27 protein-coding genes and 1 pseudogene are annotated in these 25,957 nt (G+C 62.8%); 14 read left to right on the forward strand and 14 right to left on the reverse strand.

Features of this window, described 5'->3' with window-relative positions; translation table 11 throughout:
* Window positions 1-92: 92 nt before the first annotated feature.
* The 7 genes and pseudogenes from pnp to rbfA all read right to left on the reverse strand — a co-directional run.
* The gene (gene pnp / locus ACW9UO_RS11770; protein WP_457088645.1) at window positions 93-2,225 is read right to left on the reverse strand and encodes a polyribonucleotide nucleotidyltransferase; all 2,133 of its coding nucleotides are present in this window, start codon (window positions 2,223-2,225) and stop codon (window positions 93-95) included.
* 297 nt (window positions 2,226-2,522) lie between these two features.
* Window positions 2,523-2,792 (reverse strand): 30S ribosomal protein S15, encoded by a 270-nt coding sequence (gene rpsO, locus ACW9UO_RS11775; protein WP_457085997.1) that lies wholly within the window; start codon window positions 2,790-2,792, stop codon window positions 2,523-2,525.
* A gap of 156 nt (window positions 2,793-2,948) precedes the next feature.
* Window positions 2,949-3,974, reverse strand: a complete 1,026-nt coding sequence (locus tag ACW9UO_RS11780; RefSeq protein ID WP_457085998.1) for a calcium-binding protein — start codon at window positions 3,972-3,974, stop codon at window positions 2,949-2,951.
* Between the two features lie 93 nt (window positions 3,975-4,067).
* The gene (locus ACW9UO_RS11785) at window positions 4,068-4,589 is read right to left on the reverse strand and encodes a DUF1643 domain-containing protein (protein ID WP_457085999.1); all 522 of its coding nucleotides are present in this window, start codon (window positions 4,587-4,589) and stop codon (window positions 4,068-4,070) included.
* 3 nt (window positions 4,590-4,592) lie between these two features.
* Entirely contained in the window at window positions 4,593-5,504 is a 912-nt protein-coding gene (gene truB / locus ACW9UO_RS11790) for a tRNA pseudouridine(55) synthase TruB (RefSeq protein WP_457086000.1), read from the reverse strand.
* Between the two features lie 93 nt (window positions 5,505-5,597).
* Window positions 5,598-6,353, reverse strand: a complete 756-nt coding sequence (locus ACW9UO_RS11795; RefSeq protein WP_457086001.1) for a phosphodiester glycosidase family protein — start codon at window positions 6,351-6,353, stop codon at window positions 5,598-5,600.
* A gap of 116 nt (window positions 6,354-6,469) precedes the next feature.
* Window positions 6,470-6,859, reverse strand: a pseudogene (rbfA, locus tag ACW9UO_RS11800) (30S ribosome-binding factor RbfA); the annotation flags it as partial.
* An 82-nt stretch (window positions 6,860-6,941) separates the two neighbouring features.
* Here rbfA and dapB point away from each other — a divergent pair.
* Entirely contained in the window at window positions 6,942-7,760 is an 819-nt protein-coding gene (dapB, locus tag ACW9UO_RS11805; RefSeq protein WP_457086002.1) for a 4-hydroxy-tetrahydrodipicolinate reductase, read from the forward strand.
* A 154-nt stretch (window positions 7,761-7,914) separates the two neighbouring features.
* Here dapB and ACW9UO_RS11810 read toward each other — a convergent pair whose 3' ends face one another.
* Window positions 7,915-8,103 (reverse strand): DUF1674 domain-containing protein, encoded by a 189-nt coding sequence (locus ACW9UO_RS11810; protein WP_457086003.1) that lies wholly within the window; start codon window positions 8,101-8,103, stop codon window positions 7,915-7,917.
* A gap of 91 nt (window positions 8,104-8,194) precedes the next feature.
* Between ACW9UO_RS11810 and ACW9UO_RS11815 the strand changes: the two genes are divergently transcribed.
* From ACW9UO_RS11815 to ACW9UO_RS11835, 5 genes are all read left to right on the forward strand, one after another.
* A complete protein-coding gene (locus tag ACW9UO_RS11815; RefSeq protein WP_457086004.1) occupies window positions 8,195-9,454 on the forward strand; it encodes an RsmB/NOP family class I SAM-dependent RNA methyltransferase in 1,260 nt (419 codons plus the stop codon).
* 117 nt (window positions 9,455-9,571) lie between these two features.
* Window positions 9,572-11,320 carry a heparinase II/III family protein gene (locus ACW9UO_RS11820; protein ID WP_457086005.1) on the forward strand — a complete coding sequence of 583 codons (1,749 nt, stop codon included), beginning with the start codon at window positions 9,572-9,574 and terminating at the stop codon, window positions 11,318-11,320.
* An 18-nt stretch (window positions 11,321-11,338) separates the two neighbouring features.
* Complete coding sequence (gene purH, locus ACW9UO_RS11825) at window positions 11,339-12,937, forward strand: bifunctional phosphoribosylaminoimidazolecarboxamide formyltransferase/IMP cyclohydrolase (protein WP_457086006.1); 1,599 nt, start codon at window positions 11,339-11,341, stop codon at window positions 12,935-12,937.
* 32 nt (window positions 12,938-12,969) lie between these two features.
* On the forward strand, window positions 12,970-13,467 hold the full coding sequence (gene lspA / locus ACW9UO_RS11830) for a signal peptidase II (RefSeq protein WP_457086007.1): 498 nt from the start codon (window positions 12,970-12,972) through the stop codon (window positions 13,465-13,467).
* 61 nt (window positions 13,468-13,528) lie between these two features.
* The gene (locus ACW9UO_RS11835; protein ID WP_457086008.1) at window positions 13,529-14,062 is read left to right on the forward strand and encodes a DUF3035 domain-containing protein; all 534 of its coding nucleotides are present in this window, start codon (window positions 13,529-13,531) and stop codon (window positions 14,060-14,062) included.
* 6 nt (window positions 14,063-14,068) lie between these two features.
* Here the strand turns inward: ACW9UO_RS11835 and ACW9UO_RS11840 are convergent, their stop codons facing one another.
* On the reverse strand, window positions 14,069-14,704 hold the full coding sequence (locus tag ACW9UO_RS11840; protein ID WP_457086009.1) for a GDSL-type esterase/lipase family protein: 636 nt from the start codon (window positions 14,702-14,704) through the stop codon (window positions 14,069-14,071).
* Window positions 14,705-14,835: 131 nt separating this feature from the next.
* Between ACW9UO_RS11840 and trxA the strand changes: the two genes are divergently transcribed.
* Genes trxA through ACW9UO_RS11855 form a run of 3 tightly spaced genes read left to right on the forward strand, consistent with a single transcriptional unit; the run spans window position 14,836 to window position 16,621 of the window.
* Entirely contained in the window at window positions 14,836-15,759 is a 924-nt protein-coding gene (trxA, locus tag ACW9UO_RS11845) for a thioredoxin (RefSeq protein WP_457086010.1), read from the forward strand.
* Window positions 15,760-15,785: 26 nt separating this feature from the next.
* A complete protein-coding gene (locus ACW9UO_RS11850; RefSeq protein WP_457086011.1) occupies window positions 15,786-16,430 on the forward strand; it encodes an LON peptidase substrate-binding domain-containing protein in 645 nt (214 codons plus the stop codon).
* Window positions 16,427-16,621 carry a Trm112 family protein gene (locus ACW9UO_RS11855; RefSeq protein WP_457086012.1) on the forward strand — a complete coding sequence of 65 codons (195 nt, stop codon included), beginning with the start codon at window positions 16,427-16,429 and terminating at the stop codon, window positions 16,619-16,621. Before ACW9UO_RS11850 ends, ACW9UO_RS11855 begins: the two co-directional genes overlap by 4 nt.
* Before the next feature lie 112 nt (window positions 16,622-16,733).
* On the opposite strand, the gene ACW9UO_RS11860 is transcribed toward ACW9UO_RS11855, so the two are convergent.
* Both ACW9UO_RS11860 and ACW9UO_RS11865 read right to left on the reverse strand, forming a co-directional pair.
* Window positions 16,734-17,591 carry a LysM peptidoglycan-binding domain-containing protein gene (locus tag ACW9UO_RS11860; protein WP_457086013.1) on the reverse strand — a complete coding sequence of 286 codons (858 nt, stop codon included), beginning with the start codon at window positions 17,589-17,591 and terminating at the stop codon, window positions 16,734-16,736.
* A 16-nt stretch (window positions 17,592-17,607) separates the two neighbouring features.
* Complete coding sequence (locus tag ACW9UO_RS11865) at window positions 17,608-18,183, reverse strand: rhodanese-like domain-containing protein (RefSeq protein ID WP_457086014.1); 576 nt, start codon at window positions 18,181-18,183, stop codon at window positions 17,608-17,610.
* Between the two features lie 90 nt (window positions 18,184-18,273).
* Between ACW9UO_RS11865 and ACW9UO_RS11870 the strand changes: the two genes are divergently transcribed.
* Complete coding sequence (locus tag ACW9UO_RS11870) at window positions 18,274-18,348, forward strand: DUF1187 family protein (RefSeq protein ID WP_457088646.1); 75 nt, start codon at window positions 18,274-18,276, stop codon at window positions 18,346-18,348.
* A 63-nt stretch (window positions 18,349-18,411) separates the two neighbouring features.
* Here the strand turns inward: ACW9UO_RS11870 and ACW9UO_RS11875 are convergent, their stop codons facing one another.
* From ACW9UO_RS11875 to ACW9UO_RS11885, 3 genes are all read right to left on the reverse strand, one after another.
* Window positions 18,412-19,686, reverse strand: coding sequence for a bifunctional folylpolyglutamate synthase/dihydrofolate synthase (locus tag ACW9UO_RS11875; RefSeq protein ID WP_457086015.1), 1,275 nt, complete (start codon window positions 19,684-19,686; stop codon window positions 18,412-18,414).
* A complete protein-coding gene (gene accD, locus ACW9UO_RS11880; RefSeq protein ID WP_457086016.1) occupies window positions 19,683-20,639 on the reverse strand; it encodes an acetyl-CoA carboxylase, carboxyltransferase subunit beta in 957 nt (318 codons plus the stop codon). The genes ACW9UO_RS11875 and accD overlap by 4 nt, the downstream gene beginning before the upstream one ends.
* A gap of 71 nt (window positions 20,640-20,710) precedes the next feature.
* The gene (locus ACW9UO_RS11885) at window positions 20,711-21,583 is read right to left on the reverse strand and encodes a CPBP family intramembrane glutamic endopeptidase (RefSeq protein ID WP_457086017.1); all 873 of its coding nucleotides are present in this window, start codon (window positions 21,581-21,583) and stop codon (window positions 20,711-20,713) included.
* 179 nt (window positions 21,584-21,762) lie between these two features.
* On the opposite strand from ACW9UO_RS11885, the gene ACW9UO_RS11890 reads away from it, so the two are divergent.
* The 4 genes from ACW9UO_RS11890 (at window position 21,763) to ACW9UO_RS11905 (ending at window position 25,852) form a co-directional block, all read left to right on the forward strand.
* Complete coding sequence (locus ACW9UO_RS11890) at window positions 21,763-22,404, forward strand: hypothetical protein (protein WP_457086018.1); 642 nt, start codon at window positions 21,763-21,765, stop codon at window positions 22,402-22,404.
* 81 nt (window positions 22,405-22,485) lie between these two features.
* Window positions 22,486-23,298, forward strand: a complete 813-nt coding sequence (locus ACW9UO_RS11895; protein ID WP_457086019.1) for a DUF6478 family protein — start codon at window positions 22,486-22,488, stop codon at window positions 23,296-23,298.
* Between the two features lie 10 nt (window positions 23,299-23,308).
* Window positions 23,309-23,686 (forward strand): hypothetical protein, encoded by a 378-nt coding sequence (locus ACW9UO_RS11900; protein WP_457086020.1) that lies wholly within the window; start codon window positions 23,309-23,311, stop codon window positions 23,684-23,686.
* Window positions 23,687-23,824: 138 nt separating this feature from the next.
* A complete protein-coding gene (locus tag ACW9UO_RS11905) occupies window positions 23,825-25,852 on the forward strand; it encodes an FAD-dependent oxidoreductase (protein WP_457086021.1) in 2,028 nt (675 codons plus the stop codon).
* Window positions 25,853-25,957: the final 105 nt, after the last annotated feature.

The following is a 25,957-nucleotide window of genomic DNA, read 5'->3' on the forward strand; positions in this document are numbered from 1 at the left end:
CCCCGCGGATCGGCGCAGTCACAGCTCACGTCAGATAGAAAAAGGCCCCGGCGTTTCCACCGGGGCCTCTTAAATTCTAGAAGGCGCGCAGATTACTCTGCGTCTTCTTCGCTTTTGGATTCTTCGCCGGTTTCCTGATCGACAACTTTCATCGACAGGCGCACCTTGCCACGATCATCAAAGCCAAGCAGTTTGACCCAGACTTCCTGACCTTCCTTCAACACATCCGACGGATGGTTCAGGCGACGATTTTCGATCTGGCTGACGTGCACGAGGCCGTCACGCTTGCCAAAGAAGTTCACGAAGGCGCCGAAATCGACGATCTTCACGACCTTGCCTTTGTAGACTTTGCCTTCCTCGGGCTCGGCCACGATCGAATAGATCATGTCGTACGCTTTCTGGATGGCTTCACCGTTCGGCGAGGCGATCTTGATGATGCCGTCGTCGTTGATGTCGACCTTGGCACCCGAGACTTCGACGATCTCACGGATCACTTTACCGCCCGAGCCGATGACTTCACGGATCTTGTCCGTCGGAACCTGCATGGTTTCGATGCGCGGAGCATGAACCGAGAATTCGGCCGCGCCGGTCAGCGCTTTGGACATCTCGCTGAGGATGTGGAGGCGGCCGTCTTTGGCCTGCGCCAAAGCGGATTTCATGATGTCGGCCGTGATGCCCGCAACCTTGATATCCATCTGCAGCGAGGTGATGCCGTTTTCGGTGCCTGCAACCTTAAAGTCCATGTCGCCGAGGTGGTCTTCGTCACCCAGGATGTCGGACAGGATCGCGTAAGATCCGTCTTCTTCCAGGATCAGACCCATCGCAACGCCAGCAACCGCCGATTTCAGCGGAACGCCCGCGTCCATCATCGACAAGGAGCCGCCGCAAACCGATGCCATCGACGAAGAGCCGTTGGATTCGGTGATTTCCGACACAACACGCACGGTGTAGGGGAAATCGGTCGGTGCGGGCAGAACGGCCTGAAGCGCGCGCCATGCCAGTTTACCGTGCCCGATTTCGCGACGGCCGGGAGGGCCCACGCGACCCGCTTCGCCAACCGAGTAGGGTGGGAAGTTGTAGTGCAGCAGGAAGTTGGATTTGAAGTTGCCATGCAGCGCGTCGATGAACTGTTCATCGTCGCCGGTGCCGAGCGTCGTCACAACCAGACCTTGGGTTTCGCCACGGGTAAACAGGGCAGAACCGTGGGTCCGGGGCAGAAGACCGGTTTCGCAAACGATCTGACGCACATCGGTGGTGCCACGACCATCGATCCGCTTGCCGGTTTTGACAACGTCGCCACGCAGGATGCCAGCTTCGAGCTTTTTGAGCGCGGAACCAAGGTTCGCATCGTCGAGCTGCTCTTCGGTCAGCGCGGCCTTGATGGCGGTGCGGGCCTCAGCAACGGCAAGCGTGCGTTCCTGTTTGTCGGTAAGAGCAAATGCAGCGCGCATCTGGGTTTCACCGGCGGCTTTCACGGCTTCATACAGCTCGGTGTATTCCGGCGGCTGGAAGTCGAACGGCTCTTTCGCGGCGTCTTCGGCCAGCGAGATGATCAGGTCGATCACCGGCTGGATTTGCTCGTGCGCAAAGTTCACCGCGCCCAGCATCTCTTCTTCGGTCAGCTCGTATGCTTCCGATTCCACCATCATCACGGCGTCTTTGGTGCCAGCAACAACAAGGTCGAGACGTTGTTCGGGGTTGAGGCGCAGATCGTGCATATCCTCGACCTCGGGGTTGAGGATGTATTCGCCATCCACATAACCGACGCGGGCACCGGCAATCGGGCCACGGAACGGTGCGCCGGAAATGGTCAGCGCAGCCGAGGCGGCGATCATCGCCACGATGTCGGGGTCATTGACCAGATCGTGGCTGAGCACGGTGCACATGACCAGCACTTCGTGCTTGAAGCCATCGACAAACAGCGGGCGGATCGGACGGTCGATCAGACGCGCAGTCAGCGTCTCTTTCTCGGTCGGACGCGCTTCGCGTTTGAAGAAGCCACCCGGCACTTTACCGGCGGCATAGTATTTCTCTTGGTAATGCACGGTCAGCGGAAAGAAATCCTGACCGGGCTTGGGTTTTTTGGCAAAGGTCACGTTGGCCATGACAGAGGTTTCGCCCAGTGTGGCGATAACCGAACCGTCGGCCTGACGGGCAACCTTGCCTGTTTCCAGTGTAAGCGTCTCCTCGCCCCACTGCATGCTTTTCTTCGAGATATTGAACATCATCGTATCCTGTAAGGGAGCGCTCCCGGCCCTCCGGGTCTCCCGTTTGAATGGCGGCCGCATTGCCGCCGACCCCTCCATCATGTGTGCGCCGGGGTCAAAGCGTCACGTCTCAGATTGCGGGGGAATACAGTGTTTTGCGCTGTTTGGAAAGGTGAGAGTTTGCAGCCGGGCGCTGCGCCGATTTGTTAACAAATCGGGACTGATCCATGAATGGATCCGGCTGCGCGCGGGGGCTTGAAACGAAAACGCCCGCTCGTGTCTGAGCGGGCGCAACGTAACTGGCTGTCGAAATCCTTAGCGGCGGATTTCCAGGCGTTTGATAAGGTCCTGGTAACGGGCCTCTTCTTTGCCTTTCAGGTAGTCCAGAAGTTTCCGGCGCTGGGCCACAAGCTTCAAAAGGCCACGACGGGAGTGGTTGTCTTTTTTGTGGGTCTTGAAGTGCTCGGTCAGCGTACGGATACGCGACGTGAGAATGGCCACCTGAACTTCGGGCGAACCTGTATCGCCTTCTTTGGTGGCGAAGTCTTTCATCACGCGGTTTTTGTCTTCTACAGTAATCGACATCGGGGTCTCCTTTCGGAAGAATTAAAGGGTTATGGCGCAAGCCGGGATGTCGTCCAGCAGGGCCCGTGGAGATAGAAAACCCCGACCATCAGGCCGGGGATAAGCGAGGCGTATAGGGGATTCTTGCCGGTTTGGGAAGAGGCCGCAGCCACGCGCCTATGCGGCAGGTGGCAGCACCTCAAGCGCGGCGGCATAGGCCTCAGAGACCAGCGTGATATCATTCATCGTCAGGTCCTCGGCTCCGCGCAGCACCGCCACCTCTTCGCCGTCCACCGCCATGTGCATCAGGCCCGCGTCGGTGGCATCCGGGGTCAGTGTGATCTCGACCCCGCCGCTTGGATCATCGACCACGATCAGCAGCCGGTCCTCTTGGGGTTCGAAGTCGATCAGGGTCAGGCTCTGACCGTTTCCGCCGTGAAACACGATGTCATCCGCGCCTTCGCCGCCGGTCACGATATCGCCATCGTCGGCCAGAATTGTATCGTCGCCCGCGTTGCCATTAAGGTAGTCCGGCGCATCGGCACTGCTTTCGGTGCCGTCCAGCAGGTCATTGCCCTGACCGCCAAACAGCGAATCCGCGCCCATCCCGCCATCAAGTGTGTCATCATCATGCCCACCAAGCAGCCCATCGTTGCCGTCCTGGCCGGCCAGCATGTCGTTGCCCATGCCATCGCTCAGCACATCATCGCCACTGCCGCCAAGGATCAGATCATTGCCGCCGTGGCCAAAAAGTTCGTCATTGCCGGCGTCGCCATACAGCGTGTCTTCGCCCGCTTCGCCGTGCAGGGTATCGTCATCCTCGCCGCCATGCAGCGCATCGTTGCCGTCGCCCGCCCAGATCCAGTCTTCGCCGCCGCCACCCGAGAGCGCGTCATCGCCGCCCAAGCCGTCAATCGCATCGCTGCCGTCGCCGCCATTTATGGTTGAGGCGCCATCGTCGCCGGACAGAGTGTCATTGCCGGGCGTGCCGTCGATGGGGCCAGTATCAAACGGGCCAGCTTCCTCGGCCGCCTCAAGAAACTCCGCAGGCTCGATCATGCCGCCGGGGCCGACATCTTCGTCAGGAAGCTCGTCCTCTGCGGCGTCTGTCTTTTCGAAATCGTCATCGTCTTCACCGATTGGCCCGATCATCATAACGGAGCCAACAGCGGCCAAGCCTAGCAAGCCTGCAATCAGAAACATTGGTTTTCACCCTTTTACCCGAGGCGCAGTATCGCCGCCGCACCCCCATCAGGTCAAAGGCTTTCCCACTAATTGGTTAACGCTTTCATACGCTTACAAATCGTTAACCAAATAGGGCTCAGGTTTGCGGGCATACGACACATACAGCGGGTGGCGCGGCAGCCCGTGCCGGGTGAGCCCGAGGGTAAAGAGTTTCGCCGGGTCCACGCTTAGCAAGGGCCGGGCCTCAACGTCGCGGCCGCGGTGCGTTCCATGCACGCCCCAGGCGGCCAGCACCATGTCGGCCCCGGCGCAGGCGCGCATAAGAAAACTGTCGTTCTCGGGGCCAATCGGGGCCTCGGCGGCGCGCAAATCCTGCGGCGCGGTGGCGCGAAAGGCAAAGAGGTTGACCACGTCCAACCCGCCAAACCCCAGCAATCGCGCGCGTTTTTCACAGCGCGCGATGGTCGGATCATTGACCTTTTCATTGGCGGTCGACGGGTTGAGCATGACAAAGGCCAGCCGCGTGCCGTCTGCGTCCCACGTCCGGCTAAGCCGGTAGCGGTAGAGGTCGCAGGCGGAATAGACCGCCTCAGAGCGGCACTCCGGCGTCTCGTGGGTCCGGGTGACGAGCATGACTTACGCGGTGACAAACACGCGCGACGGCTGCAACCGGCCGCCACGATATTCGCCTACGGCAATCGGCACGCCCTGATGGCTGACCCAAGCGATTTCGCCAAACTCGACATCGCCGCCGCCGGTGACTTCGGCGGGATTGCCATTGCGCAGCTTGATCGCGGCCTCGGTTCCGCAATGCAGCTCGGGCAAGTCCTGCAATCCGGTTTCCAGCGGCAGAAGCATCGCATCAAGCTCTGGCGTGCGGGCCAATTCCTCGACCCGGTCCAGCGTGACCGCACCGTCAAGATCGAACGGCCCCGACCACACCCGGCGCAGGGTGACAACATGGCCGAAACAGCCCAGCACGCGGCCCAGATCGCGGGCGATGGCGCGGACATAGCCACCCTTGCCACAGGTCATTTCCAGCACGGCGGTGTCGGCATCGGGCCGGTCGACCAGCAACAGCTCTTCAACCCAGAGCGGGCGGGCGGCAATCTCGACCTGTTCGCCATCGCGGGCCAGTTTGTAGGCGCGTTCGCCATCAATTTTCACCGCCGAGAACTGCGGCGGCACCTGTTCGATGTCCCCAACAAACTTGCCCAGTGCGGCCTTGATGTCCTCATCCGAGGGGCGGTTGTCGGAGGTCTCGATCACCTCGCCCTCGGCATCGTCGGTGTTGGTGGCAGCGCCCCAGCGGACGGTGAACTCATAGGCTTTCATCGCGTCGGTGACAAAGGGCACGGTCTTGGTGGCCTCGCCCAGAGCGACGGCCAGAATACCGGTGGCCTCGGGGTCAAGCGTGCCGGCGTGGCCCGCTTTCTTGGCGTCGAAGGCCCAGCGTACTTTGTTGACCACAGCGGTCGAGGTCGGCCCGGCGGGCTTGTCCACGATCAGCCAGCCTGAAATGTCGCGCCCTTTGCGTTTGCGTCCCATGATGCTCTCGCCCTGTGTTGTTGGAAGCGGCGGGATAGGAAGTCGCACCGGGGGCGTCAATAGCCCACGGGGAAAACCGCCCGTTGCGTGGCGTTACTGGGCGGGTTCGATCACGCCAACAATCGGCCCCATCGGAAAGCCGAGATCGCTGCGGCCAATTGCAGGCGCGTGCAGCCGCGAGACATTGCCATCAAGGAAAAGCGCCTGCGGCACGTCGAGCACATCGCGAAAGAAGCTGGCAAATTCCCAGAAGGTGACGGAATTCTGCGAAATCACGAAAAAGGCGGTCTTGCCATCGTCGGTGGTGCCGACGCCGTTGCGGATCAGGCGCGAGGTGCTGTCTTGCATGAACTTCGGGTGCAGTTCACCGTCGATCACCAGCATCGGGCCGGACTGCGTGGCATATTGGCACGTCGGCTGCGCCGCGATGTACGCGAGGGTTTCGATCACATTGGCGCGGCCCTGATTGATGCAGAGCACACCGTTGGGCAGCAGTCCGAAGTTGCCGGGGCCTTCGTTGGGAATAACGCGCATCTCTTCGGTGCCGTCTTCGATATAGTGGCCCACGGGGCCGCGGTCTTCGTGGTACATGCCGCCGTTGGTGGCAAAGCTGAGCACCTTGCCCTCAGGCTTGAGCGATTGCTCGAGCGTTGCGAAATTGCCGTAGGGCGTGCCGTTTTTGTTGGCGCGAAACAGGCGAAGCTCTTCGGTGCCGGGCGCGACCCGGCACACGGTGAAATCACTGCCCTCTGACGTGACCTCGGTGCAGGTCACGGCGAGCGCCGGAGAGGCCAGCAAGGTGAGGAAGGACGGCAGAATGAGCCTGGGCAGAAAATCGCGCAAGCTCATGCCTTCAGGTCACGCTCGTTTGCGTCAGGGCCATCGGCTTGGGTGTCCTCGGGGGCGTCGGCCTCTGGTTCGTCCGTCTCAGCTGTGTCTGATTCTGCCGCGTCGGGTTCTGGCGCTTTCAGATCGCGCTTGATGTCGTCTTGTTCGAACAGACGGCGGGTTTCGTCCATCTTGTCGAAGGTTTCATCAAGGCGAAAGCGCAGATCGGGCGAGAATTTGATCGTCAGCTGTTTGTTCACCAGCCGGCGGATTTCGCCTTTGTTGCGCGCCAAAAGGCCGACAACATCGTCGCTGCCTTGCCCGCCGAGGGGGCAGGCATAGACGGTTGCAATGCGCAGATCGGGTGACATGCGCACCTCGCCCACCGTAATCGAGACGCGGTTGAGATCGGGGTCATGAACCTCGCCCCGCATCAAAATCTCGGACAAACTGCGCCGGATCAGCTCGCCTACGCGGAGCTGGCGTTGGGATGGGCCTTGCCCGTCTTGGAAATTGTTCTTAGCCATACTCGCCAGATAAGCCTTTGTGCCGGCTTTGCCAAGCGGTGCCGCAAGGGGTAAGGGGGGCCAAGTCATAGGAGATCAGGAAATGAGCGCACCAATTCCGGGAATTGTGATCACAGGCGCGTCGGGCCGTATGGGCCAGATGCTGATCCGCACGGTGTGCGGCAGCGATAAAGTGCGGCTTGCCGGCGCGGTGGAACGCGCGGGGCACGCTTGGGTGGGCCGCGATGTTGGCGAGGCGATGGGCGGCGCGGCGCTGGGCGTGACGGTGACCGACGATCCGCTGGAGGCCTTTGCACAGGCGCAGGCGGTGATCGACTTTACCGCCCCTGCGGCAACCGTGGAGTTCGCGGCTTTGGCGGCGCAGGCGCGTCTGGTGCATGTGATCGGCACGACGGGCATGGAAGAGGCCCACCTCGCCAAAGTGCAGGCCGCCGCGCGGCATGCGGTGGTGGTGCGTGCGGGGAATATGAGCCTTGGGGTGAACCTGTTGACGGTGCTGGCCGAGCGCGTGGCGCGGGCCTTGGACGCGGATTACGACATCGAGGTGATCGAGGCGCATCACAACCGCAAGGTGGATGCGCCCTCGGGCACGGCACTGATGCTGGGCGAGGCGGCGGCGCGCGGGCGTGGCGTTTCGCTGGCGGATGTGGCCGACCGGGCGCGTGATGGCATCACCGGGGCGCGCAAGAAGGGCGATATCGGTTTTTCGGTGATTCGCGGTGGCGACATTGTGGGCGAGCATGACGTGATGTTCGCCGCCGAGGGAGAGCGGATTGTGCTGCGGCATATGGCGTCGGATCGGTCGGTCTTTGCGCGCGGTGCGCTTAAAGCTGCGCTTTGGGGGCAGGACAAGGCGCCCGGCGAATATGACATGATCGATGTGTTGGGGTTGGCTGAATAATTCTCCAGCTCAGTAGCGTTTTCCAAAATGTGCGCTTTGGCGCGCAGGTTGGTTTTGCGTTCTGGCCACGCAGGCCTTGGGGGTTTCACCCCCAAACCCCCAGCGTAGTTTCGCCGAGAAGAAGCCTTGGTCTGGATTTGAAGTCTCTGAGTAATCAGAAATCGATGGCGAGGCCTTTTTTTTCCCAGTCGCCGTAGCGCACCGGTTCTGGGCCATTGCGACCGCCGAGTTCGGTGGGCAGTGGGGCGCTGTCGTCGGCGGCGCGGCGGGCGTCGGCTTCTTCCAGGGCGCGGCGTGCGGCCTCGGGTAGGGTGGCGCGGCGTTTTTCTTCGATGTCAGTCATAAATTTTCCTTGCGGCCTTGGGTCTTTCCTCGCGGCTTCGGTCTAGATATACGCCGGAGCTTGATTGGGGCAAGCGGTCTGGAGGTCGCGGATGGCAGGAACGGCACGCGCGGGAGCGCTTTGGCTTTTGGGGCAGGTGTTGGAAGAGGGGCGGCTTTTGTCGGAACTCACCGGCGCGCCACAGCATCAGCGGCTGGAACCGGCAGAGCGCGCAAGGGCGCAGCGGCTGGCGGTGGAGACATTGCGCGGGCTGGAGCGGGCCGACCGGGTGCTGAAGCCGTTTTTGCGCAAGATGCCGCCGATGGCGGTGCGCAATGTGTTGCGGTTGGCGACGGTCGAGCTGTGTCAGGGCGGCGATGCCCATGGTGTGGTGAATGATGCCGTTGACTATGTGCGCAAGGGCAAGCGGACCACGGCCTATGGCGGTTTGGTGAACGCGGTGTTGCGCAAGGTGGCGACCGAGGGTTCGGCGAAATGGGCGGCGTTGCGGGTGCCGCATCTGCCGAAGTGGTTGCGCCAGCCTTTGGCCGAGGCCTGGGGCAGTGAGACGGTTGCCGCGATGGAGGTGGTGCATTTTGCCGGTGCGCCGCTGGATCTGACGGTGAAGTCGGATGCTGAGGGCTGGGCCGAGCGCCTTGGTGGCACGGTGTTGCCGACGGGTTCGGTGCGTTTGGAGACACCGGGGCAGGTGAGTGCTTTGCCGGGGTTTGCTGAGGGCGCGTGGTGGGTTCAGGACGCTGCTGCTGCTTTGCCGGTTAAGGGGCTGGGTGATGTTACCGGGTTGAAAGTGCTTGATCTTTGCGCCGCACCTGGGGGCAAGACCTTGCAGTTGGCGGCCGCCGGGGCCGAGGTGACGGCGGTGGATATTTCCGAAGGCCGGTTGGTGCGGTTGCAGGAAAACCTGACCCGCACCGGGTTGGTGGCTGAAGTGGTGGCCGCCGATGCCTTGGCGTTTGCCGGCGGTCCGTTTGATGCGATCGTGCTGGATGCGCCCTGTTCGGCGACGGGCACGATTCGGCGCCACCCGGATTTGCCATTGGCCCGCCGGGGGGAAGAGATCGGCGCGCTGATCGAATTGCAGGCCGCGCTTTTGGACCACGCTTTGGGGCTGTTGAAACCGGGCGGGCGGATGATCTTTTGCACCTGTTCGCTGCTGCCGGACGAGGGCGAATGCCAGATCGACGAGGCGTTGGCACGCCATGACGGTTTGCGGGTTGTGACCGAGGCGTTTGATCTGCCCGGTGTCGCGCCGGAATGGCGCAGTGACGAGGGCGGGCTGCGGCTTCGACCGGACTACTGGGGCGACCGGGGCGGCATGGATGGGTTTTACATGGCGTGCCTGACGCGGTAATTTTGCACTGGCGCGCCGCGCCGCAATCGGGGCGCGCTTTTGCGAGGTGACTTTGGGTGTGGCCGCGGCTATGGTCGCGGCAATACACGCACGCCAAGTGCGGACGAGGCAGAGCAGATGTCCGACTACGAAAGCTGGTCAGCGCGCCACACGCGCCTGATGCACCGCGTCCATGCGCGGCTGACTGCCCATGCGCGGGCAGCCACGGCATTTGTGTCTCAGCCCGAACCCCGCACCATCGGCAGCTTTAATCGCGGGCGGCAGTTGATTGCCGGGAACCTGATGTTCGCGGGCCATTTAATTGAATCGCGCGATGCGATGCTGTGGGATCTGGAGCCGCCGGACCAAGCGTTTATCGAGCAAATTCATGGCTTTGGCTGGCTCGATGATCTGGCTGCTGTGGGCGATATTCGGGCACGTCAGGTGGCGCAGCGCTGGCTTAAGGGCTGGATCGCGCAATATGGCCGTGGCAAGGGGCCGGGGTGGACGCCGGACCTAACGGGGCGGCGGCTTATCCGGTGGACCCATCATGCGATTTTCCTGCTGCGGGTGCTGGACCCGAAAGACAGCGAGGCGTTCTTTAAATCGCTTGCGCATCAGACCTTGTTTCTGGGCCGCCGCTGGTCGCGCGCCGCGCCGGGATTGCCCCGGTTTGAGGCGCTGACCGGGCTGCTGTATGCCGGGCTGTCGCTGAGCGGGATGGAGCGCTATGTCGACTCGGCCAAGACCGCGCTGGCCAAGGAATGCACCAGCCAGATTGATGGGCAAGGCGGTATCCCGACGCGCAATCCCGAAGAATTGCTTGAGGTGTTCACGCTGCTCACCTGGGCGGCGGCGGCGCTGGAGGAAACCGGCAATGCGGTGCCCCAGACGCATATGGCCGCCATCGCGCGGATCGCGCCGACCCTGCGCGCGCTGCGCCACAGTGATGGCGGGCTGGCGCGGTTTCATGGTGGCGGACGCGGCATTGACGGGCGGCTGGATCAGGCGCTGTCGGCGTCGGGCGTGCGCAAGGGGGCCGAGGGGCTGGCGATGGGCTTTGCTCGGTTGTCGGCGGGCCGCACCAGCGTGATTGTTGATGCCAGCGCACCGCCCGAGGGGGCGGCGAGCTATAATGCCCATGCCTCGACCCTGGCGTTCGAGCTGACATCGGGGCGCAGGCCGTTGATTGTCAGCTGCGGATCGGGGGCGTTCTTTGGCGAGGATTGGCGGCGCGCCGGGCGGGCGACGCCCTCGCATTCGACCTTGGCGCTTGAGGGGTATTCCAGCGCGCGGCTCGGCCGCGAAGGGCGGATTGGTGGCGCACGGCGTGAGATGCTTGAGGATGCGCCGCATGATGTGCCGGTTGAGATTGGCCATGTGCCGGACGGGCTCAAGATGGAGGGCGGGCATGATGGCTATGTCAGCACCCACGGGCTCACCCACGCTCGCATTCTGGAGCTGACGTTTGATGGCCGCGGGCTGGTGGGCGAGGATATGCTGCTGGCGCTGACGCCGCAGAACAAGAAGCGATTCGACCGGGTGCGCGATGCGGCGGGCAAATCCGGCGTGCCCTATCATGTGCGCTTTCACCTTCACCCGGACATCGACGCCGAGGTCGATCTTGGCGGGATGGCGGTGTCTTTGGCGCTGCGCTCCGGCGAGGTTTGGGTGTTTCGGCAAGAGGGCGGCGTGGAAATGTCGCTTGAACCCTCGGTTTACCTCGAAATGGGGCGGTTGAGGCCGCGCGCGACGAAACAGATCGTTTTATCTCACCGGGCAATGGAGTATGCGACGCGCATCCGGTGGTCTCTGGCCAAGGCGCATGACACGGCGGTGGCCGTCAGAGATCTGACACGGGATGATGATTTCGATTTTGACAGCTGACCGCAGGACCCTGACGATATGACCGATGATATCCGCCTCGTGCCGATCAAACGCGCGCTTCTTTCCGTTTCCGACAAGACCGGCCTGATTGAGCTGGGCCGTGCGCTCGATGCGCGCGGGGTCGAGCTGCTTTCGACTGGCGGTTCCGCCAAGGCGCTGCGCGATGCCGGGCTGACCGTGCGGGACGTGGCCGATGTCACCGGCTTTCCCGAGATGATGGATGGCCGGGTAAAGACCCTGCACCCGGCGGTGCATGGCGGCCTGCTGGCGCTGCGCGACAATGACGCCCATGTTGCGGCGATGAAGGAACACGGGATCGGCGGGATCGACCTTTTGGTGGTCAATCTTTATCCGTTTGAGGAAACCGTGGCCAAAGGCGCGGACTACGACACCTGCATCGAGAACATCGACATTGGCGGCCCGGCGATGATCCGCGCGGCGTCAAAGAACCACGGTTTTGTCACCACGGTGGTGGATGTCGAGGACTACGAACCGCTGTTGGGCGAGCTTGACGCCAACAATGGCGCGACCAGCTATACCTTCCGCCAGCGTCTAGCGCAGATCGCCTATGCCCGCACCGGTGCCTATGACGCCGCTGTCAGCTCTTGGATGGCCGACGCGCTGGGCGAGGTTGCCCCGCGCCGCCGTGCCGTGGCGGGCCAAGTGCGTCAGACCCTGCGTTATGGCGAAAACCCGCACCAGAAGGCGGCGTTTTACACCGATGGCACTGGGCGCCCCGGCGTGGCGACGGCGCAACAGCATCAGGGCAAGGAACTGTCCTACAACAATATCAACGACACCGATGCGGCGTTTGAACTGGTGGCAGAATTCGCCCCCGAAGATGGCCCGGCCTGTGCGATCATCAAACACGCCAACCCTTGCGGCGTGGCCAAAGGCGCGACTTTGCTTGAGGCGTATAAATCGGCGTTCGACTGTGACCGGACCTCGGCCTTTGGCGGCATCGTGGCACTGAACCAGCCGCTTGACGAGGAAACCGCGCGCGAGATCACCGGGATTTTCACCGAGGTGGTGATTGCGCCGGGGGCCTCGGCTGCGGCGATGGACATCTTTAAAGCGAAGAAAAACCTGCGTCTGCTGACCACCGATGGCCTGCCGGATGTGCGCATTGGCGGCCAGACCCTGCGGCAGGTCGCGGGTGGCTTTCTGATGCAGGACAAGGACGTTGGCTTTGTCGGTCTGGACGACCTCAAGGTGGTGACAAAAGTGGCCCCGACCGAGGAACAAATGCGCGATTTGCTGTTTGCTTGGAAAGTGGCCAAGCATGTGAAATCCAACGCGATTGTCTATGTCCGCGATGGCGCGACCGTTGGCGTGGGGGCCGGCCAGATGAGCCGTCTCGACAGTGCGATGATTGCCGCCAAAAAGGCCGAACGCATGGCCGAGGCGCTGGGGCTTGATGCCTCGCTCGCCAAAGGCTCGGCTGTGGCGTCAGATGCATTTTTCCCTTTCCCTGACGGGTTGATGGAAGCGGCCGAGGCCGGCGCGACCTGTGTCATCCAACCGGGCGGATCGATGCGCGACAACGATGTGATCGCGGCGGCGGATGAGGCCGGATTGGCGATGGTCTTCACTGGTATGCGCCACTTCCGGCACTAAGTCAGAGCGGCGTGATGAAGAAAGGCGGGCAGATGCGAACGGTGTTTTGGGCAGGTTTCTGGATATTCCTGCTCGACCAGCTCAGCAAATACATCGTGGTGCATCTGCTCGACCTGCGGACCCTGGGCGAGATTGACGTGCTGCCGCCCTATCTCAATCTGCGGATGGCGTGGAATTCGGGCATCAACTTTGGCCTGTTCTCTGGCAATTCCGATGCAATGCGGCTGTTTCTGATCGCGATGGCGCTGGTGATTGTCGGCTTTGTCATCGTCTGGGTCTGGCGCGATCCGCCGGGCCGGTTGGGGCGCATTTCCGCTGGCATCCTGATCGGTGGCGCGCTTGGCAACGTCATCGACCGCGCGCTCTATGGCGCGGTGGCGGATTTTCTCAACATGTCGTGCTGTGGCATCGAAAACCCCTTTGCCTTCAATGTCGCTGATATCGCTATATTTGTTGGGGCTTTCGGTCTTGTGTTGTTTTCAGGAACCGGCACAGGCAAGCCGTCGCCGGGTAAGAAAAAGGGCGCGTGACCTTGTGGGAACAATCCGTTAAGTCTTGGAAAAAGTGCAGGTGGAGTAGAACCGTATGACGATGTCGCCCTTTGCAAAGCTGGTGGTTTTGCTGGTCGTGGCCCTTGGGCTGGCGGCATGTGGCGAGCGTGATATCACCTTGCATGAACTTGGTGCGGGCAGTGATGGACCCGAAGAATTCGCCATCGTTCCCCCCAAACCCCTGCAAGAACCCGAGAGCTTTACCGCCTTGCCGCCGCCCACGCCGGGCGGCAAGAACCGCACCGACCAGACGCCCGAGGCGGACGCCGTGGCGGCGCTTGGCGGCGACAGAACCCGCGTTGAACCGCAGGGCACGGGTGTGGGCGCAGGCGATGGAACGCTTGTCACCTATGCCTCGCGCAATGGCGTGAACGGTGAAATCCGCACCCAACTGGCGCAAGAAGACCGGGAATTCCGCCGACGCGCCTCGATCTTCTCTTGGCAGATCATGCGCGAAGATCGGTACTATGATGCCTATCGGCGCATGGCGATCGACCCCTATGCAATGCTGCGCCTGTTCCGTCGGGCCGGGGTACGCACGCCTGCCGCCGATCCGCCGGGCGAGGCGCGCTAACAGCGCCTAAAGCTTTGCCACCACGCCCGCGAGCGCTGCGCCCAGCGTTTTATGGGCATCCGGCTCGAAATGCACGCCGTCCACATCGCTTGTCTCGATCACCATACCGGCATCGAAGAAATGCACCCCGCGCGCCTGCGCCAGATCGGCATAGGCCGCTGCCAGCTTGGGCCCATGCAGCCCGGCACCGTTGAAATCTCCCCGGATCGGCCCCAGTTCCTTGACCGCAGGCGGGCAGATCACCAGCACCTCCATCCCCGGATGCTGCGCCGCCATATCGGCATGCAACGCGAGGTCGAGCAGCCCCGAGACCCCAGCCGTGATCCGTGACGCACTTGGATCGAACCGACGTTTAAGATCGTTGGTGCCCAGCATGATCAGCAACAGCGACACCGGACGATGCGAGGCCAGCGCAATCTTGAGCCCCTCTTGCCCGTCCATATGACTGCCCATCACCGGATCGCCAAACTGCGTGGTGCGGCCAGGCAGGCCTTCTTCGACAAGATGCCAATCGTCGGCCAAACCTTGCGCCATCACCGTCGGCCAGCGGATCTCGGGGCCGTACCGTTCCATCGCCCCGCGTGCAGGCAACGGAACGGTGCCGTGGGTGTTGGAGTCGCCGAAAGCCAGAAGCGTGCGCATGATCTCTTGCCCTTTCACATTTGCCTGCGGCGATGCTAGATAACCGCCAAGCACAGGTAAACCGTGGCTGCGTCTTGCACCCGCCACGCCAGCGCCCATATCAGGCGCGACACGTATAAAAGGAGCCGGCGATGCTGGAACTCGGACAATCGCAAGACAGCGCAGCGCCAAGCGCAGACCTGATCAAAGATGTCTCGGAAGCGGACTTCATGGCCGAGGTTGTTGACGCCTCGATGACGGTTCCGGTGATCGTAGACTTCTGGGCCCCGTGGTGTGGCCCCTGCAAAACGCTGGGCCCCATGCTCGAAGAGGCGGTGACCAAGGCCAAGGGCGCGGTCAAAATGGCCAAGGTCAACGTTGACGAAAATCAGGCCATCGCTGGCCAGCTCCGGGTGCAGTCCATCCCGACGGTCTATGCCTTTTGGCAGGGCCAGCCGGTCGACGGCTTTCAGGGCGCGGTGCCGCCGTCGGAAATCACCGCCTTTGTCGATCGTGTGGTCGAAACCGGGGACGGTGTGCCGGGCGACGATGGCCTCGACGAGGCGCTGGATGCGGCTGATGAGATGCTGGAACTGGGGGCTGCCGATGACGCCGCCCAGACCTTTGCGGCCATCCTTGGCGAAGATCCGGCAAATGCGCGCGCCTATGGCGGGCTGGTCCGGGCGCATATCGCGATGGACGATCTCGATCAGGCCGAGGCAATCCTGAATGGTGCCCCCGCCGAAATCTCGCAAGCCCCCGAGCTTGAGGCCGCACACGCCCAGATCCAGCTTGCCCGTCAGGCCGCAGATGCCGGTCCGCTTGGCGAGCTGAAGGCAGCGGTCGAGGCCAATCCCGAAGATCTTCAGGCGCGGTTCGATCTGGCGCTGGCGCTGCATGCCGGTGGCGATGCCGATGCCGCCGTGGCCGAACTGCTTGAGGTGTTCCGCCGGGATCGCGAATGGAACGACGGCGCGGCCAAGACGCAATTGTTCACGATTTTCGAAGCCCTGAAACCGAACGATCCGGTGGTTCTGAACGGGCGTCGCAAATTAAGTTCGATGATATTTGCCTGATTGGTTTCGCGAACTAGGTTAGGCGCATGATCAGCGCCTCAAACCTCCCCGACATGATACCGGTCTTCCCGTTGCCCGGGACGCTCTTGCTGCCCCGTGCGCGGCTGCCGCTCCATATCTTTGAACCTCGCTTCCTGGCGATGATCGAGGATTGTATGAAAACGCCGGAGCGGTTGATTGGGATGATCCAGCCCAGCCCCCGACCGGGGCACAGAGACAACCGGCTGCACTCCATTGGCTGCGCCGGTCGTCTGACCCAGTTCTCCGAGACCGAGGATGGCCGCTTTATGGTCACTTTGGCCGGGGTGTCGCGGTTTCGCATCCGGGGCGAAGTCGAGGGTTTCACCGCCTATCGCCGGTTCAATGTGGGCTGGTCCGGGTTTGAGCAGGATTTAGAGGCCTCCGAACAAGACCCAAGCTTTGATCGCGCCCCCTTTATGGAGCTTCTGTCGCGCTTCTTTGATGCGCGCGAGCTTTCGGCGGATTGGGAAACGCTGACGCAGGCCAGTGATGAGCTGCTGATCAATTCCCTGTCGATGATGCTGGAGTTTGAAGCCGAGGAAAAACAGGCGCTGCTTGAGGCCCCCTCGCTGTCGACGCGGCGGGAAACGCTTGTCACCTTGCTGGAATTCGCGCTACGTGGCGGCAACACCGAGGAGATCATGCAATGAGCCAACCCGCCCCCCGCAAGGAAGTCTTTGACCGGCGGATGCTTGAGGCGCTGGTGTGCCCCCGCACCCACACGCGCCTTGACTATGATGCCGAGGCGCAAGAGCTGATCTCGCGCAAGGCCGGATTGGCCTTTCCAATCCGCAATGGCATCCCGGTGATGTTGGTCGATGAGGCCCGCCCGCTCGGCTGAGCGCCTCTTTGAGCTTTGGACAAAAATAAGGGGCCCCGAAGGGCCCCAAGTCGCTGCTCATGGTTTTTTATCGCCTGTTTTATACCTGTCTGGGGACGGCCTTTAGCGGCTGTTATATCCCCGGTATTCTAAGCGTCATCCCAGGGCGGACTGCACTGGGTGACGGAAGCTTTTCGCGGTTGGCCTGATAGATGATTTCATAGGCCGTGGTGGTGCCGTAGTGGCGCAGTGCAATTCCGGCCAGACTGTCGCCGGGTTGCACCGTATAGATCAGCACGTCGTTCGCCGGTGGTGCGATGTTGGGCAGGACCGGCGCGGCAACTTGGGCAAGTTCGGCCGCAGGCTGCGTTGGAACTTTGGCGGGAATTCTCTTTGGGGCCGGGGCGGGCGCGGGGGCGGTTTTAACCCCGGAGCGATTGACCAATGATTCCAACAGAGTGGCGGTGTCGACTTCGCCCGAAGACGTGACGATGGCCGCAGGCACGTCCACCGCGCCGCTGCCAACCGCCTCGTTCAACAGCGCATCGACGTAGGCATCGGATTGACCTTCGCCCATCGCCTTTACGATCAGCGCATCAAGGGTCAGCGGCACCTCTGCCTGCTGCGTCACCACGGGTTTGCCTTGGGCGGCCCCCAGTCCGGCGAGCACGCCTTGGGTCAGCGAGCGCATGCCGTCCTCATCGCCACCGGTCGTGGTGGCCACCTGGCGCAAACGGTCGCCTGTCACCGGGCGGCGGTATTCCATCACGATGGCACGGGTCATGGCGTCAAGCGAGAGCGCATCGCCGGGCGCCTGCACGGCCTTGCGGGCAAACGGCCCGGGCCCCTGCGCCACATCGCGCATTTGCAGCACGTCGCCGGTGTCGGTGCGGGTCACAGAGCCGCTGGCGTCATCAGGCGGCGCGCGGTTGATCAACAGCGCAATGACGATGGAGAGCACGCCGGTGGCCAGAAGGAAAAGTCGGATCACGTCTTGCCCTCCTGTTTCATTTGGCGTTGCTCACAGTCAGGCCGAGCAGCAACCAAAGCTGCATGCCGCCGCGATAATAGCTTATCTTTTCAACCGGATATTCCGCCGCGACAAGATCGCGGATGGCACGCGGGGCTTGATCACACCAAGGGCCGTTGCAAAACAGCATGAGGTCGAGCGCGTCGGTAAAATCCCAGCTGCCCTCTTCGCCCTTGGCCCCAAGCGCGCGCAGGATGTCGTTGCGATAGGGGTTGGCGGGGGCAAGCGTGGTGAACGGCACGTTGACCGCACCGGGGATTGACCCTTTGGCAAACCATTCCGGCACCCGGCTGTCGAGCAGCAAGCCGCTGCCAGGGGCAACCGCCGTGTCGAGAAACTCCATCACCTCAAGTTCGCCTACGGTGCGCACACCGGGCGCCGCCGAGATCGGCGCGATGCAGAACGGCGGGCAGGGCCGCGAGGTTTTGGTAAACTCTCCGGTCAGTTGGTTGGCGTTGTCCTGAATGCGTTCGATTGTCAGCAGGGCGCCATTGATCGTGGTTTCATGGCGGTCCACATCGGGGCTGATCCGCACGTCCTGTGCGCTGCTCATCTGGCCAGCCAAAAGGCACCCGACGGCTATGACACCCGCAATACGCACAAACTTGTCCCCCAAAGCCACCGCCATATATAGATTGGCAACATTTATGTTGGCGGTGTCCCAACTAATTGGACCAAATATAGCGATGTATTGCTGAATCAGTCAACGATTACCTGATTCGTTTTGGCGATTCTTGGGTCAATTTTTATGTGGCGATAAAATGACTCTAATTGCAGAGACTTAGCCGTTCTCTCTCAGCACAGACCCGGCCAGATAAAGCGATCCGCAGATCAAAATGCGGGCACGCGGCTCTTTTTTCGCGATGCGGGCGAGGGCGTCGGACACGGTTTGCGCTTGCTGCGCGGGCAGTCCGACTTGATCCGCCGCAGCCACGACAGCCTCGGGCGGCAGGGTGTTGGCCTCGCCGGGGATGGGCACGGCGGTCAGGCTTTGCGCCACATCCGCAAGAGGTCTGAGATAGCCGGTCACGTCCTTGGTGTTCAACATGCCGCAAATCAGATGCGTCGGGCGTTTGGGCAGACCCGCCAGATGCGCCGCCAGTGCCTGACCGGCGGCAGCGTTGTGCCCGCCATCAAGCCAAAGCTGCGCCTCGGGGGCCAGTGCCAGAAGCGGACCTTCGCGCAGGTGTTGCATCCGCGCGGGCCAGAACGCTTGGGTGACAGCCGCCTCACAGGCCTCGGGGCCAAAGCCGAGATGGCGCAAAGCGGCCAGGGCGGCACCAGCGTTATCAATCTGATGTGCGCCGGGCAGGTTGGGCAACGGCAGGTCCAGCAGGCCGGTTTCATCCTGAAACACCATGCGCTCGCGTTCCTCAAATGCGTGCCACTGCTGGCCGTGGGCAATCAGTGGCGCTCCGAGTCGGGCGGCGGTGGCTTCGATCACCTCCATCGCCTCATCGGGCTGCGGGCCAACAACGCAGGGCACGCCCCGTTTGAAAATGCCGGCCTTTTCGCCGGCGATCTTGGCCAGCGTATTGCCAAGAAATTGCTCGTGGTCGATCGACACCGGCGTGATCACCGTCAGCGCCGGGCGCTCAACCACATTGGTGGCATCGAGCCGCCCGCCAAGGCCGACCTCAAGCAAGGTATACTCCGCCGGGGTGCGCGCCATGGCCAGCAGGGCGGCGCAGGTGGTGATTTCGAAATAGGTGATCTGTTCGCCGCCATTGGCCGCGTAACATTCATCGAGATAGGCGCTCAGATCCGCCTCGGTGATCAGCGTTCCGGCCAGCCGAATGCGTTCATGAAACCGTGCCAGATGCGGCGAGGTATAGGCGTGCACGCTTTGGCCCGCTGCTTCCAGCCCGGCGCGGATCATCGCCTGAGTCGAGCCTTTGCCATTGGTGCCTGCGATGTGGATCACCGGCGGCAAAGCCCGTTCGGGATGATCAAGCGCCGCCAGCAGCCGCCACACCCGGTCCAGCGTCAGATCGATCACCTTGGGGTGCAGCGCCATCATCCGCTCGAGGATGGCGTCAGAGGGGGCCGCGCTCATTTTTCGGGCGCGCGTTTGTCCGCCGTATTCGGCGTCTTGGCCTGCTCTTGCGCCAGCGCGGTTGCGCTTTTGGTGGGGGCAGGCAGATCGCCCTGCACCGCAGGCGGCAGGCCCATCAGCATCCGGCAAATGGTGATCAGCTCATCGCGCAGATGTTTGCGCGGCGTCACCCGGTCCAGCATGCCATGTTCCAGCAGGTATTCGGCACGTTGAAAGCCCTCGGGCAGCTTCTCGCGGATGGTCTGTTCAATCACACGCGGCCCGGCAAAGCAGATTAGCGCATTGGGTTCGGCAATCTGCACATCGCCCAGCATCGCATAAGATGCGGTCACGCCGCCGGTGGTGGGGTGGGTGAGCACCACAATGTACGGCAGGTTCGCCTCTTTCAGCATCTGCACCGCCACGGTCGTGCGCGGCATCTGCATCAGGCTGAGAATGCCCTCTTGCATCCGCGCGCCACCGGCGGCGGAAAACAGGATCATTGGGCATTTGCGCGCCACGGCCCGTTCGGCGGCAGCGATGATCGCATTGCCGACATACATGCCCATCGACCCGCCCATAAACGAGAAGTCCTGACAGGCGGCCACAATCGGCGTGCGGCCAATCTCGCCTTCGCCCACCAGCATGGCTTCTTTCTCGCCCGTGGTCTTTTGCGCGGTTTTCATCCGCTCGGGATAGCGCTTTTGGTCGCGGAAATGCAGCGGGTCGGCCAGCGGCTCGGGCACCGCAACTTCGCGAAACACACCGCCGTCAAACAGGGTGATAAACCGGTCGCGCGCAGTAATCGGCATGTGATGGCCGCAACTGGTGCAGACGTTCAGATTATCCCGGATCTCGCGGTGGAACAGCATGGTGCCGCATTCGCTGCATTTGGTCCAAAGGTTTTCCGGCACCTCGCGGCGCGAGAAAATCGAATTGATGCGCGGACGCACGTAGTTTGTGATCCAGTTCATGTCCGACCTGTCTTCTGTGCCCCAAATGGGCGATTTGCCTTGGACTTAAGCGGGATGAGACGGAAATGCAATCAAACCCTCAGCGCAATGCGTGCCACAAGCCATGCCAGAGCGATGCTCACAACCTCACCGGGGAGCAGAGCGGCCAGTCGGGCCTCATCGCTGGCACCAAATGGCAGGACGAACAGCGCCAGCCCCACCAGCGGCCCCGGCAGGGCCACGCCAAGGATCGCCCAGACGTTAAAGGCGAAGTGCACGCCAATCGCCGCGCCAAGCGTTCCGGTGCGCGCCGTCAGATCGGCCATCGCAACGCCGAAAAGCCCGGCCCACAGCGCGATGAACAGCGCATTGCCGCCAAATTGCGCCGGGCTGTAGTGGACAGCGGCAAACAGCGCCGAGGGTAGGGCGATCCAAAGCACGGGCCAGCGCAGGCGCGCCGCAAGCTGTTGTTGCAGATAGCCGCGAAACACCAGCTCTTCGGCAGAGACCTGGACCAAGGTCGCCGCCAGCCCGAACGGCAGCAGGATAAGCCAACGGTCCAGCGGCTGTGCGTGGATCGGCGTGGCCCCCAGCGTCAGGATTTGCAGCAAGGACAGGACGGCGGTCAGCCCCGCCATCGGCGCAATCACTCGCAGGAAATCGGCCCGCGCCGCGGTGAGGGGGCCTAGGAGCGTGGTGACAGATCGGTTGTGCAACAGCCGCACCACAAGCGCCACGCTGACTCCGATCAGGCCAACCGTGAGCAGTTGCAAGATGGCGTAGGATGGCGTGCCGGGCCGGACCGGTTCGGGCAGCAGCGACACCACCACCCCCGACAGCGCCTGCGCGAGCGCCAGAAACAGAACGGCCCCCAGCACCAGTCCGGCCGCAGTGCGCCAGAGTTCGGCAGTTGGGCGGGCAGGGGCGCTATAACGCGCGTTCGGGGCGTAGGGTGGATAATCCATGTGCGAGGCTAATCGGTTTCAGGTCGGTTTGAAAACGATGAACTGGCGTTAACAAGTCTTGCAGGCTGCGAAAGGCCGGGCCACCATCGCGCGATCTTATGTTTCGGGAGGGAACCGGGCGGCTGTGCCGCCGGTGCAAGTCAATGGTGCAATTGCAGAATAACACGCGCCTGCGCGCCGTGGCGAAATCCTCTCTGCTGGTAGGCGCGTTGGCGCTCTTGGCGGGCTGCCTTAACAGCGGCCCCAAGTTGGCGCTGATCGACCGTCCTGCAGCAGGCGGGGGCGGCTTCTTCTCTGGTCTCACGCGCCCGAAAGTGGCCGGTCCTTCGGAACCGGTGACACGCGCGCAGCTGGCCAAAGGCGATGTGGTGATCGACGCGCCCGATGGCTGGTGCGTCGAGCAGCAGTCTCTGCGCGACAGGGGGCAACGCGGCTTTGCGCTTTTGGTCGGGTGCCGCGCGGTGACAGCCGGCGAAAGCGGCGCTCGAGTTCCCTTTGGCGCGGCAACTGTTTCGGTCTCGTCATGGCGCGCGCCGGGCGAACTCTCGGCACCAGAGGTGCTGCGCGCGGTGGTTGGCGTGGGGTCGGTGCTGTCGCAGGAAACCCGCGACGGCGTGGCGCTGGTACAGCTTCGCCAGACCGCCCTGCCCACGGAAGACGGGTTGGGCGATCCACATTGGCGGGGGGTGTTTGTTCACCGGGGGCGCACCGTGCTTTTGGCCGCATTCGGACCGCCGGGTGGCGAAATCTCGCAGCAGGGCGGGGCGGCCTTACTGGCGGCGCTGGCGGAGGGGATCCGCAGCAACAGCCCGGCGGATTGATCGGCGAAACAGGCTTGACCCCGAGGTAACATTCGGGCGTTTGTGAAATTGAAAGGTATCCGGGTAAGATTGCGTGCATCAATGACACGCGGCACGGACCACAAGACGGCGGGCAAAACCATGACACGGCACTCGGGCAACATATTGGACCGGCTCACCCAGCGCGCGGCGCTGCGGCGGTGGGGCGCGGCTGTGCGCGGTGCGCAAGAGGCCGATCTTGCCCTGCTCAAACGCCAACGGGGCCGGGCGCGCAAACTGCGCCATCAGTTGAACGAGCTGTTGTATGTTGCTGAATACCGGCTGGCCCTGCCAGAGATCGGCAGCAATGCCATCGCCGCACCGCATGACAGCGATTGGGTCTGGCGGCCCGAGGCCTGGCATGGCCCGATGCCCGAACCCGGTGAGGCGGCGGTGGAAAGCGGGGCGCAGCTTGGCTCTGAGGTCACACTGTTTCACGACTGCAAGATATCCGAGCTGACCCTGCGCCAGTTGCGCAACACCCGCGAGGCCGATCTTGCGCCCTTTGGCATCCGCATGGATGTGTTCCAGTTTGACGGCTCTTACCTGTCGCTGGCGATTGACCTGCCGCCCAGTGCGGTCGACGGCCTGACCCGGTCGCATCTGGTGCGGATGGATTGCGTTGTCGAGCTTGAGAGCCCGTTGGAAATCTTTGCCCGGCTCAACGTCAAAAGCGGCCCGAACACCGAAAAGCTGGTGCGGGAACTGCCGCTGAAAAGCAATGATCGGCATGTGGAGTTCGATCTGGCCTATTCCAAGCTGAACGAAAAGAGAATCGACAAGGCCTGGCTGGATCTGATCATCGAGGGGCCGCAGATGAACCAGGTGGTTCTGCGCGACCTGACATTCAGCCGTCGGCTGAGAGCAGAAATTTAAGGGGGCAGCGATGTCGGAACTGACGCTGACCAAGACGCGGTTTTTTGAGGGCATATGGGAGGGCGCGTTGCAGGACCGGTCGCCGGGCGCGGGCGACCCTGCGATCCGGGTGATGTTGGGGGACCGTCCGGTTGACGGCGTGGACCTGAGCGAGACGTCGGAGCCCGGCACATGGAAGGTGCGCTTTCCGGTGCCCGCGCGGCTGTTGAGCGAAGGCAGCCATACCTTTGTGTTTGCCGATGCCAGCGACGGTGACGTGCTTGATACCTTTTCGATCATCGCGGGCGATGCGCTGGGCGACGATATCCGCGCCGAGGTGGATATGCTGCGGGCCGAGCTGGATATGCTCAAACGGGCCTTCCGCCGGCATTGTCGCGAAACCGCATAACGCAATGTGGGACATGGATTTCGCGGCTGTTCCAAGGTCTGCCGTGTGGAACGCTGCGCCATTGGGCAAATGACCTGACGTTCTGCGTGACAAGGTAAAGCGGCATGGGCCATCTAAGTGTTAACACGGAGGCCGCTGATGCAAAACTACCCCAACCTGTTCCGCCCGCTTGATCTGGGCCACACCACGCTGAAAAATCGCGTGCTGATGGGCTCGATGCACACGGGCCTTGAGGAAACCAAGGACTGGAACCGGGTGGCCGAGTTTTATGCCGAGCGGGCGCGCGGTGGGGTGGCGCTTATGGTCACGGGCGGTATGGCCCCCAATCGTGAAGGCGGCGTGTTCCCCGGTGCGGCGGGGCTGTTTACGCCGGATGACATTGCCAACCACCGCATTGTGACCGACCGGGTGCACGATGCCGGGGGCAAGATCGCGATGCAGATCCTGCACGCCGGGCGGTATGCCTATGGCCCCGAATGCGTTGGCCCCAGCCCGATCAAATCGCCGATCTCGCCGTTTCCGCCCAAAGAGTTGGACGAAGACGGGATCGAAAAGCAGATTGCGGATATGGTGACCGCCGCCGCGCGGGCGCGCGAGGCCGGGTATGATGGTGTCGAGGTGATGGGATCGGAGGGCTATTTCCTCAACCAGTTCATCGTGGCGCACACCAACAAGCGGACGGACCGCTGGGGCGGCTCTTATGAGAACCGCATTCGCCTGCCGATCGAAGTGGTGCGCCGGGTGCGCGAGGCTGTCGGCCCCGATTTCATCGTGATCTACCGGTTGTCGATGATCGATCTGGTGCCGGATGGCTCGACCCACGAAGAAGTGGTGCAATTGGCGCAGGAGATCGAGGCGGCTGGGGCAGATATCCTCAACACCGGCATCGGCTGGCACGAGGCGCGCATTCCGACGATTGCCACCTCTGTGCCGCGCGCGGCCTTTGCCTGGGTGACGCAAAAGCTGATGGGCAAGGTCGGCATCCCGGTGATCACCTCGAACCGGATCAACACGCCCGAGGTTGCCGAACAGGTGCTCGCCGAGGGCTGCGCCGACATGGTGTCGATGGCGCGTCCGTTCCTCGCCGACCCGGCGTTTGTCGCCAAGGCCGAGGCCGGGCAGTCCGGGCTGATCGCGCCTTGCATCGCCTGCAACCAGGCCTGTCTGGACCATACCTTCAGCGGCAAGATCTCGACCTGTCTGGTCAATCCACGTGCCTGTCACGAGACCGAATTGGTGATCGCACCGGCGGAGGTGTCAAAGACCGTTGCCGTGGTCGGGGCGGGGCCTGCGGGACTATCGGCGGCCATCACCGCCGCCGAACGCGGCCATGCGGTGACGCTGTTTGATCAGGCCGATGAAATCGGCGGTCAGTTGAACATGGCCAAACAGGTGCCAGGGAAAGAAGAATTCATCGGGTTTGTCGACTGGTACGCCCGCATGGTTGAGGCGGCGGGCGTGACCCTGAAGCTGGGGCAGCGGGTGACGGCAGAGGCGCTTGTCGGCTTCGACGAGGTGATCATCGCCACCGGTGTGGTGCCGCGTGATCCGGGGATCGAGGGGCAGGACGGGCCGAATGTGGTCAGCTATATAGACGTGCTGCGCGGGCGTGCCGAAGTGGGCAAGCGCGTGGCGGTTGTTGGCGCGGGCGGCATCGGCTTTGATGTGTCGGAGTTCCTGGTTGAGCAAGGCCAGTCGCCGACGATGGACCTTGCGGACTGGCTGGCGGAATGGGGCGTGACCGACCCCGAGGCCGCGCGCGGCGGGCTGGCCCCGGACGGGCCGCAGCCCGAAGCGCCCAAGCGGCAGGTGGTGTTGTTGCAGCGCAAGCAAGAGCGTCCGGGCAAGCGGCTGGGCAAGACCACCGGCTGGATCCATCGCGCGACGCTGAAGATGAAGGGTGTCGATATGCGCGCCGGAGTGAATTACGAGCGGATCACCAATGAGGGGCTTTGGGTGTCGAAAGGCGAGGCGCGCGAAGAGCCGCAGCTTTTGCAGGTCGATACCATCGTGCTTTGCGCCGGGCAGGTGTCGGAGCGGTCATTGGCGGATGATCTGGCCGCGCAGGGCATTGCCTGTCATGTGATCGGCGGCGCGGATGTGGCCGCCGAGCTGGACGCCAAGCGGGCGATCAATCAGGGCACACGGCTGGCGGCGGCGCTTTAAGGTCCTCTCGGAAGGGGGCTTTATCGCCGTGCCTGCGCACGTCGACAGGCTGGGGGCGCTGCCCCCAGACCCCCGAGGTATTTAAGAACAGAAGAAGCCTGTTGG

The organism is Marinovum sedimenti (genome assembly GCF_054052205.1).